Raw genomic sequence first — 14,807 nt, forward strand, 5'->3', positions numbered from 1 at the left:
CGTATCTGGCGCAAATCATCCGCACGGCCATCTCGCTATACTGATCATCGAAACGCATGAAGGAGAACACATGCAGCCCGGCGACCTCATCGAAGACTTCACCCTCCCCGACCAGGACGGCAACCCCGTAACGCTCTCGCAGTTCGCCGGCTCGCCCGTCATCCTCTTCTTCTACCCCCGCGCAGATACCCCCGGCTGCACCATCGAGGCCTGCGGTTTCCGCGACCACTTCGCCAAGTTGAAGAAGGCCGGCGTCGTCGTCCTCGGCATCTCTCGCGACACCGTCAAGGCGCAGAAGAAGTTCGCCACCAAGTACGATCTCAACTACCCACTCCTCGCCGACGACCAGATGGTGCTCATCAAGCGCTTCGACCTCTTGAAAAATAAAACAATGTACGGCAAACCCGTCACCGGCGTAGCCCGCACCACCTACCTCATCGGCCCCGACCGCAAACTCATCCACATCTTTGAAAACGTCAAACCCGAAGGCCACGCCGAAGAGGTTTTAGCCTTGCTAAAAAAGAAGTAGCCAAAATGCTGCTTCTTTCGATGTAAGCCACAGCGGCTCATCCTGCCGCAACAAAACTCCGCGCAACTTTGCGTAAACTTCGCGTACTTTGCGGGAGGCAGTTGCTGTTGCTTTTCTAGTTGTCATCCCCAAGGGGAATCCGCTTCTTGCACGCACTGCCACTCACACTCGCCGGTCTCGCCACCGCTGCCATCGCCACTGGCAGCACGCTCACCTACGCGGCACTCAGCCCCGGCTCGCAACTCTTCGGCCGAACCCTCATCACCGCGGCCAACCCCAACCAGGCCGCGCTCACCTACGACGACGGCCCCAACGCCGCCGCCACCGAAGCTCTCCTTGACGTCCTCGCCGCGCATAACGCCCGTGCCACCTTTTTCATGATCGGCAAGTTCGTCCGTCAGCGCTCCGACCTCGTCCGCCGCGTCCACGCCGCCGGCCACCTCATAGGGAACCACACCGAGAGCCACCCCTGGCTCCACCGCTGCTCGCCCGCCCAGGTCCGTGATGAGATGACCCGCTGTCAGCATGCGCTTGAGGACGCCATCGGCGCACCGGTCCACTACTTTCGCCCGCCCCACGGCGCCCGCCGCCCAGCCGTCTTCACCGTCGCCCGCGAGCTCGAACTCAAGGTCGTCCAATGGAACGCCATGGGCTGGGACTGGGAGCCCATCAACTCAGACAAGATTCTCAGCAATATAGACCGCGGCCTCACCCGCGCCCGCAACCACGGCGTCGCCGCCAACATTCTGCTGCACGATGGCTGGGACCAGGCCATGGGCGCCGACCGCTCCGCCACCATCGCCGCCACCAACACGCTGCTGCAGCGCTGGGCGCAGCAAGGCATCCAACCCGTCACCGTAGACGCTTGGCTCTAGCTCAATTGAGAAGGGGAAGTATGGTGCACCCGAGAAGATTCGAACTTCTGACCTACAGCTTCGGAGGCTGCCGCTCTATCCAGCTGAGCTACGGGTGCCCACCTCTAGCCTAGCAGAAACGTTCCATCCCATAAAACTCATTCACAGCCTCATCACCGCCCCCGGAGTAGCATAGACCCCATGAAGACCCTCGCTCGCTGTACCCTCCTCGCCCTTGCCTTCGCCACCGCTCTGCCGGCCATCGCGCAGGACGCACCGATGACCGACCACGGCAAATCCGTCAACGGCAAGCCCCTCGCCTCGCCCGCAGCCACCGCCGAAGCCACCCTCGACGGCAAGACGATCACCATCAAGTACAACTCACCCCGCATGCGCGGTCGCAAGATCATGGGAGACCTCGTCCCCTACGGCAAGGAGTGGCGCACCGGCGCAAACCCCGCCACCATCCTCATCACCCCCGTCGACCTCAAGATCGGCGACCTCACAGTCCCCGCCGGCACCTACACGCTCTTCACACTGCCCAGCGCAGGGGAGTGGCAGTTCATCGTCAGCAAAAAGACCGGCGAGTGGGGCATCCCCTACCCTGCAGGCAGCGACTTCGGCCGCACCCCAATGATGAAGCGCGAACTCTCCTCCCCGCTGGAGGACATGACTATCGCCTTCGAGCACACCGAAGGCAACAAAACTCAGCTCCACGTCAAGTGGGAGACCACCGACGTCTACGTCCCCGTCGTCGCCCAGTAATTACCGCCAGACAGACAACGCCAAGACGCAAAGGGCGCCAAGTTAACGCCACGAATCCCTTGGCGAAAACTTGGCGCCCTTTGCGTCTTGGCGTTGTCTGTCTTAGAACTGGTTAGCAATCCGCTTTATCCCATCGCGAAGCTTTACCGTATTGAAGTTCATCAACAAGCCAAGCCGTTTATCCGCCAATCGAAGATAAGAGAGCAGCTGCGCATGGTGTATTGGGTGTAACGCTTCAACGGATTTGATCTCAAGTATGAGTTCGCGTCCGACAAGCAAATCCATGCGGTAACCGACATCGGATATTTTCCTGCCACGATAGATCAAAGGCACCGGAGGCTCGACTTCAACGAACAGACCGGCCTCCTCGAGTTCAATCGCAAGACAAGCCTTGTAAGCACTTTCGAGCAAGCCCGGGCCCAGCACATTATGAACACGAAAGGCAGCATCGAGCGTTTTCTTCGCGATAAGGTCGAGCGCCTCACGTTCCAATCGCTACCACTCCTTCGCCGCAGTCCCCACGGTCAAGCCATCTTCCGCCGGCCCCTTCCAGCGCAGCACTGGTTTCCTCGCTGCCGTCGTCTCATCCAGCCGCTGCAGCCGAGTCGTATGCGGAGCCGTCCGCACTACCTCAGGATTCTCCTCCGCCTCGCGCGCAATCTGCTTCAGTGCATCGATCAGCAGGTCAAGCTCCTCGCGGCTCTCGCTCTCGGTCGGCTCAATCATCATCGCGCCGCTGACGACAAGCGGGAAGCTGACGGTGTACGCATGGAAGCCATAGTCAATCAGTCGCTTGCCCATGTCGCCGGTCTTCACGCCGTTCTTCGCCTGTAGCTTATCGCTGAACACCACCTCATGCAGCGACGGCGACTTATACGGCAGCTCAAACGTATCCAGCAGCTTCGCGCGAATGTAGTTCGCATTCAGCACGGCATCCTCCGTCGTCTGCCGCAGACCATCCGGCCCATTCGCCAGGATGTATGCCAGCGCACGGATGAACATCCCAAAGTTGCCATACCACGCACGCACACGGCCCACGCTCTGCGGCCGGTCGTAGTCGAGACCCAAAGAACCATCCGCCTTGGTCACTACTACAGGCTTCGGCAAAAACGGCTCCAGATGCTTCTTGCAAGCCACCGGCCCGCTGCCCGGTCCACCACCACCATGCGGAGTAGAAAACGTTTTGTGCAGGTTCAGGTGCATCACATCCACGCCAAAGTCGCCCGGCCGCGTCTTGCCGCACAGCGCATTCATGTTTGCGCCGTCCATGTATAGCAGCGCGCCCTTCGCATGAAGAATGTCGGCGATCTTATGGATGTCGCTCTCGAACACGCCAATCGTCGAAGGGTTCGTCAGCATTAGCGCGGCAGTATCTTCATCCACCATGCGCTCCAGCTCCGCCAGGTCCACCATGCCCAATGCGTTGCTCTTCAGGTTGGCGACCTCATACCCGCAGATCGCCGCCGTCGCCGGGTTCGTCCCATGCGCCGAGTCCGGCACAATAATCTTCTTCCGCGGGTTCCCATTCGCCGTGTGATACGCCCGCGCCAGCAGGATGCCCGTAAACTCACCATGCGCACCTGCTGCCGGTTGTAGCGTAATCGTATCCATGCCGGTGATCTCAATCAGCGCATCACTCAACACTTTCATGATTCCCAGCGCGCCCTGGCTCAGCGACTCCGGCTGATAGGGATGCGCCTCTGCCAGTCCCTCGAGCCGTGCGACGGTCTCATTGATGCGCGGGTTGTACTTCATCGTGCAGCTGCCCAGCGGATACATGCCAAGGTCGATCGCATAGTTCCATGTCGAGAGCCGCGTGAAGTGCCGAATGATCTCAATCTCACTCAGCTCCGGCATCGCACCAAGATCATCGGTGCGCGCCACATCACCCAGCAGGGAAGCGGCATCCACCGCCGGCACATCCAGCTCTGCCAGCCTGTAACCCTTCTTACCCGGCGACGACTTCTCAAAGATCAAATCTTCGTTCTGATTCACGTGCGTCGTCACCTTGCGCGGTGTTCCAACAAACTTATCTGACATGCCTTACCGCCTTTACTTGAAACTCAAAACTCTTCTTCATCTAACCCACTACCATCCGCCGAATACCCGCCAGCCACCGGCGCATCCATATCCTCTTCGCGCAGACTCAGCGCAATCACCGTGCCTGTCTCAAACTCAACAGTCAGCGCTCCAAGCTCTTCGCAAGAAGCCTTCGCCACGACCTCGCCAATCAAAGAACAAATAGCATTCCGATACTCCGGCTCACCAAACGCAACCGAAAACTCCTCAAACAGCAGATGCGGCCACGCATACAGCGTCAGCATCGGCTCCGCGAAGCGCAGGCGCAGATGGTCGCCAACAAACTCCACCGCACTCAGCTCCTGCCCTTCAATCGCGCTAACGTCCATCGTTCTCCTCTGCGAACCCTCTGCAACCTCTGCCCCTCCGCGTTTTCTTTCTAAACGCTAGAGCCCAGCCGCCGCGGCATCCATCTGCACCTTCGTCGTCAGCTCGGTCGCGCACCACAACGCCGCGCCCTCACCCAGCTCGGGATACCACTGCTTCAACCCAACGCCGCCAATAATCTGCTTCTCCAGCAGCTTCGCATTCACGCTGTCAGCAGAGGTGGGAAGCGCCACGGCAAACTCATTGAACATCGGCCCGCTAAACAGCGGCTTCGCACCAGCCTTAGCCAGCACATCCTTCAAATACTCCGCCTTCGCCATGTTCTGCTCAGCGAGCTCACGCAGCCCCTGCTTGCCATACACCGTCAGGTAGATCGTCACCATCATCGCAACGAGCGCCTGGTTCGTGCAGATGTTGCTGGTCGCCTTCTCACGCCGGATATGCTGCTCGCGCGTCGAAAGCGTCAGCACAAACCCACGCTTGCCGTCTTTGTCCTTCGTCTCGCCGACTAGGCGCCCCGGCATCTGCCGCAGAAACTTCTCCTTGCACGCAATCACGCCGCAGTACGGCCCGCCAAACCCAACGGCAACGCCATAGCTCTGCGCCTCCAGCGAAACAATGTCCGCTTCAACAGGAGCCTTCACCGCCCCCAGCGAAACTGCTTCAGCAATCGAAACGATAAGCAGCGCGCCCTTCTTATGCGCGATCTCAGCGATGGCAGCAACGTCCTCAACCACACCAAAAAAGTTCGGCGACTGCACAACCACCGCGGCCGTGCCATCCGTAATCGCCGCATCCAGCGCGGCCAAATCCACACGTCCAGTCACCTTGTCGAACCCAAACTCCGTAATAGGAATCCCCTGGTGCTGCGTCGCCGTGTGCATCACCTCGCGATACTCCGGATGCACGCTCCGCGCAACGACAGCGCCCTGCCGTCCCGTCACGCGACACGCCATCAGCACAGCCTCCGCCGCGCCGGTGCTGCCGTCATACATCGAAGCGTTGGCAATCTCCATGCCCGTCAGCTCGCAGATCATCGTCTGGAACTCGAACATAGCCATCAGCGTGCCCTGCGAGATCTCGGGCTGATATGGCGTATAGCTCGTCAAAAACTCGCCACGCTGCACCAGCGAATCGATAATCACCGGACGATAGTGCCGATACGCACCAGCGCCCAGAAAGCTCGCATACGCCTTCGTCGCTGGCATCGTCGCCAACTCAGCGACATTGCCGCTGGCCACATTGCCCGCAAATGCGCGAAACCGGTCCAGTACCTCGCTCTCGCTGTGTTGCCGTGGAATCTTCAGGTCCGCCGTCAGCCGGTACTCCGCCGGAATCGTCTCAAACAAATCTTCAATCGACCCCACACCGATTTCAGCGAGCATCGCCTCGCGGTCGGCAGGGGACTTCGGTAAATAGCGCATAGAACCTTTCTTTTCACCCACACACCGGGTGCCCTATGTCTCGCTTTTGAGACATAGGTTCGCAGAACCTTAGTGCCCGGTCTCTTCCTTCACGAACGCCTCATACTCGGCAGCGGTCATCATCCCGCCCACCTCGTCGGCGCTCTTCACCGCCACCTTGATGATCCAGGTATCGTTGGCAGCCGTGTTGATCGTGTCTGGAGCATCGTTCAATGCCTCGTTGATCGCGCTCACCTGCCCGGTCACCGGCGAGTACAGATCGCTCACCGCCTTCACCGACTCCACCGAGCCAAACGTCGACCCGACCTCGATATCCTGCCCCACCTTTGGCAGCTCCACAAACACAATGTCGCCGAGCGAGCTCTGCGCATAGTCCGTAATGCCGACGACAGCCGTGTCGCCCTGCAGGTCAACCCACTCGTGAGACTTCGCGTAACGGTACTTTTCGGGATAGCTCATACCCACAATTGTAGAGCGTCCCCGCCACCTAGTTTTGCTCAACCCAAACCCCGCCGAAAACTTAATTTCAGACGAACGCGCCTCTAGCCTCACCCGCCACAGATGTGTCATCTCGACCGGAGCAGGGCAGCATCATAGCCCTGCGTAGCGGAGAGACCTGCATCTGCCTCAGCAAGCGCCGAAGGTGCGAGCATACCCTCGGAGGGAGCAGGGGTCTTCAGGCCCCTGAAATGCATGGAGGGGAAATGGGTTTTAGCCCCGGAAGGACTCGTCATACGCCGCCCTGAATCTTTTACTTCGATATCGAATCATATGACATGAAAGTATTCGGCACCCCGAAAGGAGCCACACCATGACCACCACCACCCCGCAGCCGATCGTCGGCCTCCACCACGTCACCGCCATCGCGTCCGACCCCCAGCGCAACCTCGACTTCTACACCGAAGTCCTCGGCCTCCGCTTTGTCAAGCGCACCGTCAACTTCGACGACCCCGGCACCTACCACTTCTACTTCGGCGACGACGCCGGCACCCCCGGCACCATCCTCACCTTCTTCCCCTGGCCCCACGCCCGCCGCGGCCACGCCGGCGCAGGCGAGGTCTCGGACACCGCCTTCAGCGTCCCCGTCGGCTCACTCGACTACTGGGAACAGCGCCTCGCCGCGTTCAGTATCCCGGTCGAGCGCTCTACCCGCTTCAACGAAGAGCTGTTGACCTTCCCCGACCCCGACGGCATGAAGCTCGAAATCGTCGCCCACGCCGACGCCCCGGCCATAACAGCCCCGCGCTACGCCGACGTCCCCACCGAGCACGCCCTGCGCGGCTTCTTCGGAGTGACGATGCTCGAAACCGATCTCCCTGCGACCGAAAAGTCGCTCGAACTCCTCGGCTTCAAGAAGGTAGCCGAAGAAAATAACCGCATCCGCTTCGCCTCACCGGCGGGCAGCTCGCTCGGCAACCACATCGACGTCGTGGTCGACCCCAAAGCTACCTACGGAAATCCCGGCGCCGGCTCAGTCCACCACATCGCCTTCCGCGCACAGGACGACCCCGCCCAGCTCGCCTGGCGCGAGGTCATCGCGAAGCACCTCTCGGTCACGCCCGTGCTTGACCGCACGTACTTCCACAGCATCTACTTCCGCGAACCCGGCGGCGTCCTCTTCGAGCTCGCCACCGACAACCCCGGCTTCGGCATCGACGAGACGCCCGAAACCCTCGGCGAGGCTCTGCGCATCCCCTCCTGGCTGGAGCCGCAGCGCGCCCTCATCGAAGCCCGCCTCGCCCCCATCGAGCTCCACCAAAGCTCGCAGATGCAGAAGTGAATGCAGGAGTAGCCACAGCTCGGTAGCCCGGCCCTTCAGGGCCGGGTCTCACAGGGGCAGTTAGAAATCGGGCTTTAGCCCTGAGGGTTGCCTTCACGCTTTGGAGGGAACGGTCTTCGGCCCTAAGGTTTGTCTTCGTGCTTTGAAGGGGACGGGCTTCAGCCCGTCCGTAAAAGCACCCATGAAAGAAAGGGGCTTTAGCCTCGGAGGGCACTGCCTCAAGCCCTCAAGAAAGGATTCAACCATGACCACGACCCTCGACCCTCACGCCAACACTCCCGTCCACCACGCCGGCGCCCCACTCGCCTCAGCCGCCGGAGCCATAGTGCTCCTCCACGGCCGCGGAGCCTCCGCCGATGACATCCTCGCCCTTGGCGACGCCATCCACCAGCCGCGCCTCGCGCTCGTCGCCCCACAGGCTGCCGGACACACCTGGTACCCCAACTCGTTCCTCGCCCCACGCGAAGCCAACGAGCCCTACCTCTCTTCAGCACTGAAGAAAATCGCCTCCGTCGTCACCGAGATCGAGTCCGCGGGCATCACCCGCGACCGCATCGTCATCGCGGGCTTCTCGCAAGGTGCTTGCCTTTCCACGGAGTTCGTCGCCTCCAACCCTGCCCGTTACGCCGGCCTCATCGCCTTCACCGGAGGCCTCATCGGCCCACTTGGCACGGACCTCCATCACGAAGGCCAGCTCGCCGGAACGCCCGTGCTTCTGCTCGGCGGAGACCCCGACCCGCACGTCCCCTGGCAGCGCATCGAGGACTCCGCCCGCGAGCTCAACAACATGGGCGCAGTCGTGCAGGCCATCCGCTACCCCGGCCGCCCACACACCGTCTCCGCACCGGAGATCGACCAGGCCCGCCAGCTCCTCCAGCAGGCCTTCGCCGCATAACGCCGGAGCAGCAAGGTGTCACAAGGGAAGCAGGAAACAAAACTGGCTTACTGGCAACTGATTTACTGGCAACTGAAAGCCGCAAACGTCGTTGCCTGTTTTCCTCTGCGCCCTCTGCGCGCTTCTACACTGCGCCCTCTGCGTGAACGCTTCTGCCGTAGCAAGCGCCGAGAAGGCGCGAGCGTACCACCGGAGGGAGCAGGGGCCTTCAGGCCCCTGAAACCGTGCTCCCAACAAAGGGGCTTCAGCCCCGGGCCTTCCTCGGAGGATTACGATGACACTCATGCCCGACAAACCCGGCGACAAATCCGACACCACCTCCGCCGCCCTCTGGGTCGTGCTCGCCCGCGCCTACCGCTCCATGCAGACCTTTGTCGAGCACTCCATAGCCGCCCTCGGCATCGGCCTCTCCGACTTCATGATCCTCGAAGCCCTGCTCCACAAGGGCCCCATGACCATGTCCGCGCTCTGCAATGCCGTGCTCATCACCAACGCCTCCATGACCTCGGCCATCGACCGCCTCGAAGAAAAGCACTACGTCGAGCGCACCGCGTCCAAAGAAGACCGCCGCATCCGCCTCGCCCAACTCACCCCCGAAGGCGCAACCCTCATCAAGCGCCTCTTCCCCCGCCACCTCAAAGACCTCGACGAAGTCATGAAAGACATCCCCGCCGCCGAGCGTGCCGAACTCCGCCGCGGCCTCAAAACCATCGGCCTCGCCGCGCAAGCCGCTTCCCGTAACCCCAAATAGCCTCACCGCCACAAGGAGCCATCGATGTCCTTTAAGCAAACGTCATCACAAATCTTCTTAGCCCTCCTGCTCTGCACCGTGTTTTTCCCATCTGCTTCCGCGCAAAATTCGCAGCCCACACCCGAAGGCACGCGCCTTTCTGTCCCCAGCAACACGCTGCCCGTCGATGTCCTCGTCGAAAGCCCGGCCTTCGCGCACGGCGACCTCCAGGTCATCTGTCTCTTCCAATCGAAGCCGGAAAACCAGCTCTTAGCCTCGCTCGACGTGATGAATCAGCACCTCGGCGGTCTGCTCGCGACCATGCGCACCACGCAACTCTTCCGCGGCGATCTCGGCGAAACACTTCTTATCCAGCCCAAACCTGGCGCCATCAAGGCCCGTCGCCTTCTCATCGTCGGCCTCGGCGACCGTGCCAGCTTCACCCCGCAGCGCGAAGAGATCATCGGAGAGATTGTTTATGCAGAAAGCGAGCGCCTCGGCGCAGCCACGCCGACCTTTGCTCCCACAGTGCTTGATGGTGGTGCCACGGGCTTCAGCACTGGCGACGTAGGCAAAGAATTTCTGCGCGGTTTCCTGCGCGGCCGGGCCATCGCGGCGCAGCTTCACACATCCGGCGCAGGTCCCGTGCCCACTGTCACGAAACTGACATTTTTAGCGGGCACCACTCACGCCGTCGACACGCGCAGCGGGCTCGCAGCAATACTCAATGGTTCATCTATGACAAAGGTGCCGTAACCGCCGGCGTTGGTTTCGGCCGCTTGTAGAACGGCGTCGGCACCACCTTCGCCTTCACTCCGACTCCGCGCACCTCCACGGCAACCTCGGTCCCGATCTCGGCATACGCCACCGGCACATACGCCAGCGCAATATTCTTCTTCAGGAACGGCGCGGGCGACCCACTCGTCACCTCACCAATCTTCTCCCCGGCAAGCGACAGCACCGGATACCCATCGCGCCCGATCCCACGATCGACCATCTCCAGCCCGACCAGCTTCCGCGCCGGGCCACTCTCAGCCTGTACCTTCAGCAACGCCTCGCGGCCCACAAAGTCCGAGCTCTTATCCAGCTTGCAGTACCGCCCCAGCCCGGCCTCAAACACGTTGATCGAGTCCGAAATCTCGTGCCCATACAACGCCATGGCGCTCTCCAGCCGCAGCGTGTTCCTGGCGCCCAGCCCGCACGGCATAATACCGAACTCCTCACCCGCGGCTAACACCTCGCCCCAAACCCGCGCGCTGGTCGGCTCATCGCTCGGCACGTAGATCTCGAACCCGTCCTCGCCCGTATAGCCCGTCCGCGCGATCAGCGTATTATGGCACCCGCACACCGTGCCCCACGTAAACCAGTAGTTCTTGATCGGCGCAAGATCGACGCCCGTCAGCTTCTGCAGCGTGTCTTTCGCCTTCGGCCCCTGGATCGCGATCTGCGTGTAGTAGTCGCTCACATCCATCACATGCACGCCGCTCATGCTGCCAATCATCTGCCGCACCCACTCCACGTCCTTCTCGCGAGTGCCCGCATTGATCACGATCAGGTAGTCATTCTCGCCCAGCTTGTGCAGCACCACGTCATCCACAAACGTGCCATTCGGGTACAGCATCGCTGAGTAGTGCGCCTGCCCCACCTGTAGCTTGCTCGCATCGTTCATCAGCAGCTTCTGCACCGCGGCCAATGAGTTCGGTCCACGCAGCTGAATGTCGCCCATGTGGCTCACATCGAAGATGCCCACACTCGTACGAACGGCCATGTGCTCTTCAATCAGCCCGCGATACTGCACCGGCATGTCCCACCCGCCAAAGTCGACCATGCGGGCCTTATGTGCTTGATGGGTTGCATTCAGGGCAGTCTTGCGTAGCGGCGGCGTGGCAACTTCGGTCATGGTCTCACTCACTCTTCGGCGCGGGTTGCGCGGCCTCTCCAGTGTAACCGCCGCCTTGTGTCGCCCCGCAGTCACCGTAACGCGCCAGCACCACAACGCGCTCTCACGCTGTAGCATCGAAACCACCATGAAGCTCTCCAGTCCGTATCTCGTCAAACCCGGCAAGAAGGTCCACCTCAGCGACTTCTCCACCACCACCACCGACGGCATCGCCGACAAGGACGCCGGCGAGTTCCTCCTCAAGGAGCACACTAGCCAGCTCGCCGATCTGCAGCAAGTCTTCTACGCCTCGCAGTCCAAAGCGCTGCTCATCGTCCTGCAGGGCATGGACACCGCCGGCAAGGACGGCGTCATCCGCCACATCTTCTCCGGCATCAACCCGCAGGGCTGCAACGTCTCCAGCTTCAAGGTGCCCACGCCCGATGAGGCCCGCCACGACTTCCTCTGGCGCATCCAGAAGGAGACTCCCGCTCGCGGCATGATCGGCATCTTCAACCGCTCCCACTACGAGGACGTGCTCGCACCCTTCGTCCACGATGTCATCGACAAGAAGACCGTCAAGAAGCGCCTGCACGACATCAACAAGTGGGAGCAGACGCTGGCCGACAACAACGTCATCGTCCTCAAGTTCTTCCTGCACGTCTCGCACGCCGAACAGACCGAACGCCTGCAGGCCCGCATCGACGACCCGGACAAGCACTGGAAGCTCTCCGCTGCCGACCTCGTCGAACGCCAGTACTGGCCGAAGTACACCGCCGCCTACGAGCACATCCTCTCGAAGACCGCCACAGAGTGCGCTCCCTGGTTCGTCATCCCCGCCGACCACAAGTGGTACCGCAACGCCTCTGTCAGCCAGATCGTCATCGACGCCATGGGTCAGCTCAAACTCAAGTTTCCGCAACCGACCTTCAACCCTACCGGCATCAACCTGAAGAAGCTCTCCCCGGAAGCCGCAGCGAAGAAGGCCGTCGCGGCGGAGGCTAAAGTGTAACCATCACCACTGCAACCAGCGCAGTCGCCATTCCGACGACCTGCCGGCGCGTAGGCCGCTCATGCAGGTGCCACGCCGCCAGCAGGATCGTCGCCGCCGGATACAGGCCCGTCAGCACTGAGGTCACATCCAGCCTTCCCACACGAGTCGCTGCGATGAACAGCAGGTTCCCGCCCGTATCCAGCAGCGCCACCGCGAGCGCCCACCGCCAGCCCGCCGGCCACCAGCTACCGTCAGCGTCGCCATCACCGCGTGACCTAAGCCACAGAAACAACGCCAGCACGGCCAGCACCGCAAAGCCGCTGGCGCGCGCAAGCGTAATGGGCATCAGTTCGCCGAGCGGGTTCGCCAGCTTCAGCGCCACAAAGTACACACCAAACGCCGCCCCAGAAAGGATCGACAGCACCATCGTGCCACGCACGCTGCCCACATTCTCCGGCGACGCCCCCGCTGCTACCAGCCAGATCGCAACTGCGGCAATCGCGAACCCCGCCAGCCGCAGACCACCGGGCAAGCCTTCCAGAAAACTCGACACCACCGCCGGAATCGCCGCCGCCAGCAGCCCACTGATTGCGGCGGAAGCGCCCATCGCGCCACGGCTCAGCGCCTTGTAAAACGCCACCAACCCCAGGCCACCGCACGCTCCGGCTGCGAGCGCCCACCACATCGGCGCGCCATGTGGCAGCGATGCATGAGTCGCCACCAGCAGTACCAACAGCACTGCTAGGCTCGAGGTCTGCGCCAGCATCACGAACCGCATCGTGCCCAGCAGTCCCTTGCCCGCCGACTTCGCCCCCATGCCCCCGGAAAAGTCTCCGCCGCCCCAGGAGGCGGCGGAGGCCAGCGCGATCAGCGCCGTTTTGCTTGCCGCCGCCACTACGGCGCGGCCGAAGGCGTCACCGGCGCAGGCCGGCTGTCACGCGCATTGGGGTAGTAGCCGTCCTCCGAGATGATCGTCAGACCCGGACGCAGCACACGGATTTCGATCCTGCGCTTGCTTTCGTTGAAGGGTGACTCATGCGTGTAGTAGCCCACCGTATACTGCGTGCGTACCTCTTCGGTGATCTTCGCAAAGCTGTTTTCAATGCCGCGCAGCCGGAACTCGGGGTCGGTCTGTCCGCCGGTCGCCGCGCAGATCCGCGGCAGCTCGTCGTCGCGCATCGTCATCGGCAGGTGCACGCGGTCCAAGAAGCCAAGTCCCGGCACAGACGAGTCGCCCACCAGAGTTGAATACACCTGAATGTTGTTCGTCTGCAGGTACTTGATCAGCTGCCGCTCGGACGTCTTGCTGCCATACTCCTTGCCGTCGGAGATCACATACACAATCCGGCGACGGTCGCGCCCTGCTTTGGTCGTCTCCTGCCCCGCCGCCAGGATCGCGTCATTCAGCGTGTGGTACTCCTTGGGCGGGTTCAGCTGGATACCGTTCTGCGAGGTGCGGTTGAAGTTCGGGTCGATGTCCCGGTTGTTGATTGTGCCGGCGCTCGCCAGCGGTCCGCCCAGCGGCATCAGCGCGTCACGGCCGCTCGCCTTGCTGCGGTCCAGGATCACGCCCAGCCGCGCGCTCTGAGCCGCCGTAAAGTCCGTCTGTTTTGTCGGATCGCCGCTGCTGTAGGTAAACACGGAGACCTCGTCATACGGCGAGAACGCCCCACGCAGCGCAGTCAGCGAGTCGTTGATCTTCTCCATCGTGTCCTGCGTCACGCCCTGGTCGATCACCAGCGCCACCGACAGTGGCAGCGGGTCGCTTGAGAAGAAACGCATCTGCTGCCGCAGCCCGTTCTCATATACGCGGACATCGCGCCACGTCAGTCCCGGCACCAGCCGCCCTTTGGAGTCCTTCACCGTAAACGGCACCTGTACAAACTGTACGTTCACATGCAGAATCGGCAGGTCCTTCATCGAAGTATCGGGCGGCGCGCCGTCATCCGGATGCGTCTCCGGCGCTTCCACCGGCGCCTGTGCCACGGGCAGCGCGTTCGGAACCGCAGCCTGTCCGTCCGCTGCCGGAGCCGCAGGCGGAGCGTCCGGAAGCTGCGATACCGGGGTGAGCGTATTCAGCTGTGGCAGCGCCTGCGGTGCCGGTGCATTCGGAACCTGTTGCTGCGGCGTCTGCGCCCAGCCTGCCGCCATCGCAACGCATCCCATCACACCGGCAAGCCCCGCGGCCGCTACCCGGCCCACTCGCTGCCCACCCGAACTACCTTTGCCGAACACCATCCGAGATCCTCTTTCCTTCAACCAACCGAAGCATATTCTGCTCCGCTGCATGCGGCATTCGCCCCGCTACTACCGGGGGCGGCCCAGCCGAGTCGCCGCAGTAAAGACTACTAGTGAGACTACCAGCGTCGGCCATCCGTTGCATCAATGCCGGCTCGCCCTGCGACCACCCTCTTCCGGGTTCCTCTCCATAAGACGCTCCGCAGCGCAATTGGCTATCTTCTTCGTCTGTAAGCCTCAATTCGCGTCGTGTCGCCAAAACCCGCAGGAACGTCGTCTAATAGGGCGTATGCGCCGTCTTCACTCATGTCTT

At 61.9% G+C, this 14,807-nt stretch carries 16 protein-coding genes and 1 tRNA gene; 8 read left to right on the forward strand and 9 right to left on the reverse strand.

What is annotated here, in order from left to right; translation table 11 throughout:
• Nucleotides 1-70: 70 nt before the first annotated feature.
• Both bcp and GOB94_RS12970 read left to right on the forward strand, forming a co-directional pair.
• Nucleotides 71-529, forward strand: coding sequence for a thioredoxin-dependent thiol peroxidase (gene bcp, locus GOB94_RS12965; RefSeq protein ID WP_182276311.1), 459 nt, complete (start codon nt 71-73; stop codon nt 527-529).
• Nucleotides 530-675: 146 nt separating this feature from the next.
• Nucleotides 676-1,404, forward strand: a complete 729-nt coding sequence (locus tag GOB94_RS12970) for a polysaccharide deacetylase family protein (protein ID WP_182276312.1) — start codon at nt 676-678, stop codon at nt 1,402-1,404.
• 21 nt (nt 1,405-1,425) lie between these two features.
• Here GOB94_RS12970 and GOB94_RS12975 read toward each other — a convergent pair.
• A tRNA-Arg gene (locus tag GOB94_RS12975) sits at nt 1,426-1,502 on the reverse strand.
• Between the two features lie 82 nt (nt 1,503-1,584).
• Between GOB94_RS12975 and GOB94_RS12980 the strand changes: the two genes are divergently transcribed.
• The gene (locus GOB94_RS12980; protein ID WP_182276313.1) at nt 1,585-2,148 is read left to right on the forward strand and encodes a DUF2911 domain-containing protein; all 564 of its coding nucleotides are present in this window, start codon (nt 1,585-1,587) and stop codon (nt 2,146-2,148) included.
• A gap of 102 nt (nt 2,149-2,250) precedes the next feature.
• On the opposite strand, the gene GOB94_RS12985 is transcribed toward GOB94_RS12980, so the two are convergent.
• From GOB94_RS12985 to gcvH, 5 genes are all read right to left on the reverse strand, one after another.
• On the reverse strand, nt 2,251-2,640 hold the full coding sequence (locus GOB94_RS12985; protein WP_182276314.1) for a GxxExxY protein: 390 nt from the start codon (nt 2,638-2,640) through the stop codon (nt 2,251-2,253).
• Between the two features lie 3 nt (nt 2,641-2,643).
• Nucleotides 2,644-4,188: an aminomethyl-transferring glycine dehydrogenase subunit GcvPB gene (gene gcvPB / locus GOB94_RS12990; RefSeq protein ID WP_182276315.1), complete on the reverse strand. Its 1,545-nt coding sequence runs from the start codon at nt 4,186-4,188 to the stop codon at nt 2,644-2,646.
• 23 nt (nt 4,189-4,211) lie between these two features.
• The gene (locus GOB94_RS12995; protein WP_182276316.1) at nt 4,212-4,556 is read right to left on the reverse strand and encodes a hypothetical protein; all 345 of its coding nucleotides are present in this window, start codon (nt 4,554-4,556) and stop codon (nt 4,212-4,214) included.
• 57 nt (nt 4,557-4,613) lie between these two features.
• Nucleotides 4,614-5,978 (reverse strand): aminomethyl-transferring glycine dehydrogenase subunit GcvPA, encoded by a 1,365-nt coding sequence (gene gcvPA, locus GOB94_RS13000; protein WP_182276317.1) that lies wholly within the window; start codon nt 5,976-5,978, stop codon nt 4,614-4,616.
• A 69-nt stretch (nt 5,979-6,047) separates the two neighbouring features.
• Nucleotides 6,048-6,437, reverse strand: a complete 390-nt coding sequence (gene gcvH, locus GOB94_RS13005; RefSeq protein ID WP_182276318.1) for a glycine cleavage system protein GcvH — start codon at nt 6,435-6,437, stop codon at nt 6,048-6,050.
• 352 nt (nt 6,438-6,789) lie between these two features.
• Between gcvH and GOB94_RS13010 the strand changes: the two genes are divergently transcribed.
• The 4 genes from GOB94_RS13010 to GOB94_RS13025 all read left to right on the forward strand — a co-directional run bounded on the left by GOB94_RS13010 (nt 6,790) and on the right by GOB94_RS13025 (nt 10,139).
• Nucleotides 6,790-7,758: a ring-cleaving dioxygenase gene (locus GOB94_RS13010; RefSeq protein ID WP_182276319.1), complete on the forward strand. Its 969-nt coding sequence runs from the start codon at nt 6,790-6,792 to the stop codon at nt 7,756-7,758.
• 244 nt (nt 7,759-8,002) lie between these two features.
• Complete coding sequence (locus GOB94_RS13015; protein ID WP_182276320.1) at nt 8,003-8,653, forward strand: dienelactone hydrolase family protein; 651 nt, start codon at nt 8,003-8,005, stop codon at nt 8,651-8,653.
• Nucleotides 8,654-8,927: 274 nt separating this feature from the next.
• Nucleotides 8,928-9,404: a MarR family transcriptional regulator gene (locus tag GOB94_RS13020; RefSeq protein WP_255483948.1), complete on the forward strand. Its 477-nt coding sequence runs from the start codon at nt 8,928-8,930 to the stop codon at nt 9,402-9,404.
• A gap of 24 nt (nt 9,405-9,428) precedes the next feature.
• Nucleotides 9,429-10,139 (forward strand): M17 family peptidase N-terminal domain-containing protein, encoded by a 711-nt coding sequence (locus GOB94_RS13025; protein ID WP_182276321.1) that lies wholly within the window; start codon nt 9,429-9,431, stop codon nt 10,137-10,139.
• Here the strand turns inward: GOB94_RS13025 and gcvT are convergent.
• Entirely contained in the window at nt 10,120-11,283 is a 1,164-nt protein-coding gene (gcvT, locus tag GOB94_RS13030) for a glycine cleavage system aminomethyltransferase GcvT (protein ID WP_182276322.1), read from the reverse strand. The two genes, GOB94_RS13025 and gcvT, sit on opposite strands and share 20 nt — an antisense overlap.
• Between gcvT and GOB94_RS13035 the strand changes: the two genes are divergently transcribed.
• Entirely contained in the window at nt 11,267-12,274 is a 1,008-nt protein-coding gene (locus GOB94_RS13035) for a polyphosphate kinase 2 family protein (RefSeq protein WP_255483949.1), read from the forward strand. The genes gcvT and GOB94_RS13035 overlap by 17 nt on opposite strands.
• On the opposite strand, the gene GOB94_RS13040 is transcribed toward GOB94_RS13035, so the two are convergent.
• Together GOB94_RS13040 and GOB94_RS13045 are read right to left on the reverse strand one after the other, a co-directional pair.
• Nucleotides 12,264-13,151, reverse strand: a complete 888-nt coding sequence (locus tag GOB94_RS13040; protein ID WP_255483950.1) for a DMT family transporter — start codon at nt 13,149-13,151, stop codon at nt 12,264-12,266. The genes GOB94_RS13035 and GOB94_RS13040 overlap by 11 nt on opposite strands.
• On the reverse strand, nt 13,151-14,494 hold the full coding sequence (locus tag GOB94_RS13045) for a VWA domain-containing protein (protein ID WP_182276323.1): 1,344 nt from the start codon (nt 14,492-14,494) through the stop codon (nt 13,151-13,153). Before GOB94_RS13045 ends, GOB94_RS13040 begins: the two co-directional genes overlap by 1 nt.
• Between the last annotated feature and the right edge of the window lie 313 nt (nt 14,495-14,807).

The organism is Granulicella sp. 5B5, from assembly GCF_014083945.1.
Classification (GTDB): domain Bacteria; phylum Acidobacteriota; class Terriglobia; order Terriglobales; family Acidobacteriaceae; genus Granulicella.

Excerpts from the sequence above, each read along its gene's own strand:
- gcvPB (WP_182276315.1), bottom strand. The coding sequence starts at position 4,188 with ATGTCAGATAAGTTTGTTGGAACACCGCGCAAGGTGACGACGCACGTG.
- gcvT (WP_182276322.1), bottom strand. The coding sequence starts at position 11,283 with ATGACCGAAGTTGCCACGCCGCCGCTACGCAAGACTGCCCTGAATGCA.
- GOB94_RS13015 (WP_182276320.1), top strand. The coding sequence starts at position 8,003 with ATGACCACGACCCTCGACCCTCACGCCAACACTCCCGTCCACCACGCC.
- GOB94_RS12995 (WP_182276316.1), bottom strand. The coding sequence starts at position 4,556 with ATGGACGTTAGCGCGATTGAAGGGCAGGAGCTGAGTGCGGTGGAGTTT.
- GOB94_RS12980 (WP_182276313.1), top strand. The coding sequence starts at position 1,585 with ATGAAGACCCTCGCTCGCTGTACCCTCCTCGCCCTTGCCTTCGCCACC.
- gcvPA (WP_182276317.1), bottom strand. The coding sequence starts at position 5,978 with ATGCGCTATTTACCGAAGTCCCCTGCCGACCGCGAGGCGATGCTCGCT.
- GOB94_RS13010 (WP_182276319.1), top strand. The coding sequence starts at position 6,790 with ATGACCACCACCACCCCGCAGCCGATCGTCGGCCTCCACCACGTCACC.
- GOB94_RS13020 (WP_255483948.1), top strand. The coding sequence starts at position 8,928 with ATGACACTCATGCCCGACAAACCCGGCGACAAATCCGACACCACCTCC.
- GOB94_RS13025 (WP_182276321.1), top strand. The coding sequence starts at position 9,429 with ATGTCCTTTAAGCAAACGTCATCACAAATCTTCTTAGCCCTCCTGCTC.
- GOB94_RS13045 (WP_182276323.1), bottom strand. The coding sequence starts at position 14,494 with ATGGTGTTCGGCAAAGGTAGTTCGGGTGGGCAGCGAGTGGGCCGGGTA.
- gcvH (WP_182276318.1), bottom strand. The coding sequence starts at position 6,437 with ATGAGCTATCCCGAAAAGTACCGTTACGCGAAGTCTCACGAGTGGGTT.
- bcp (WP_182276311.1), top strand. The coding sequence starts at position 71 with ATGCAGCCCGGCGACCTCATCGAAGACTTCACCCTCCCCGACCAGGAC.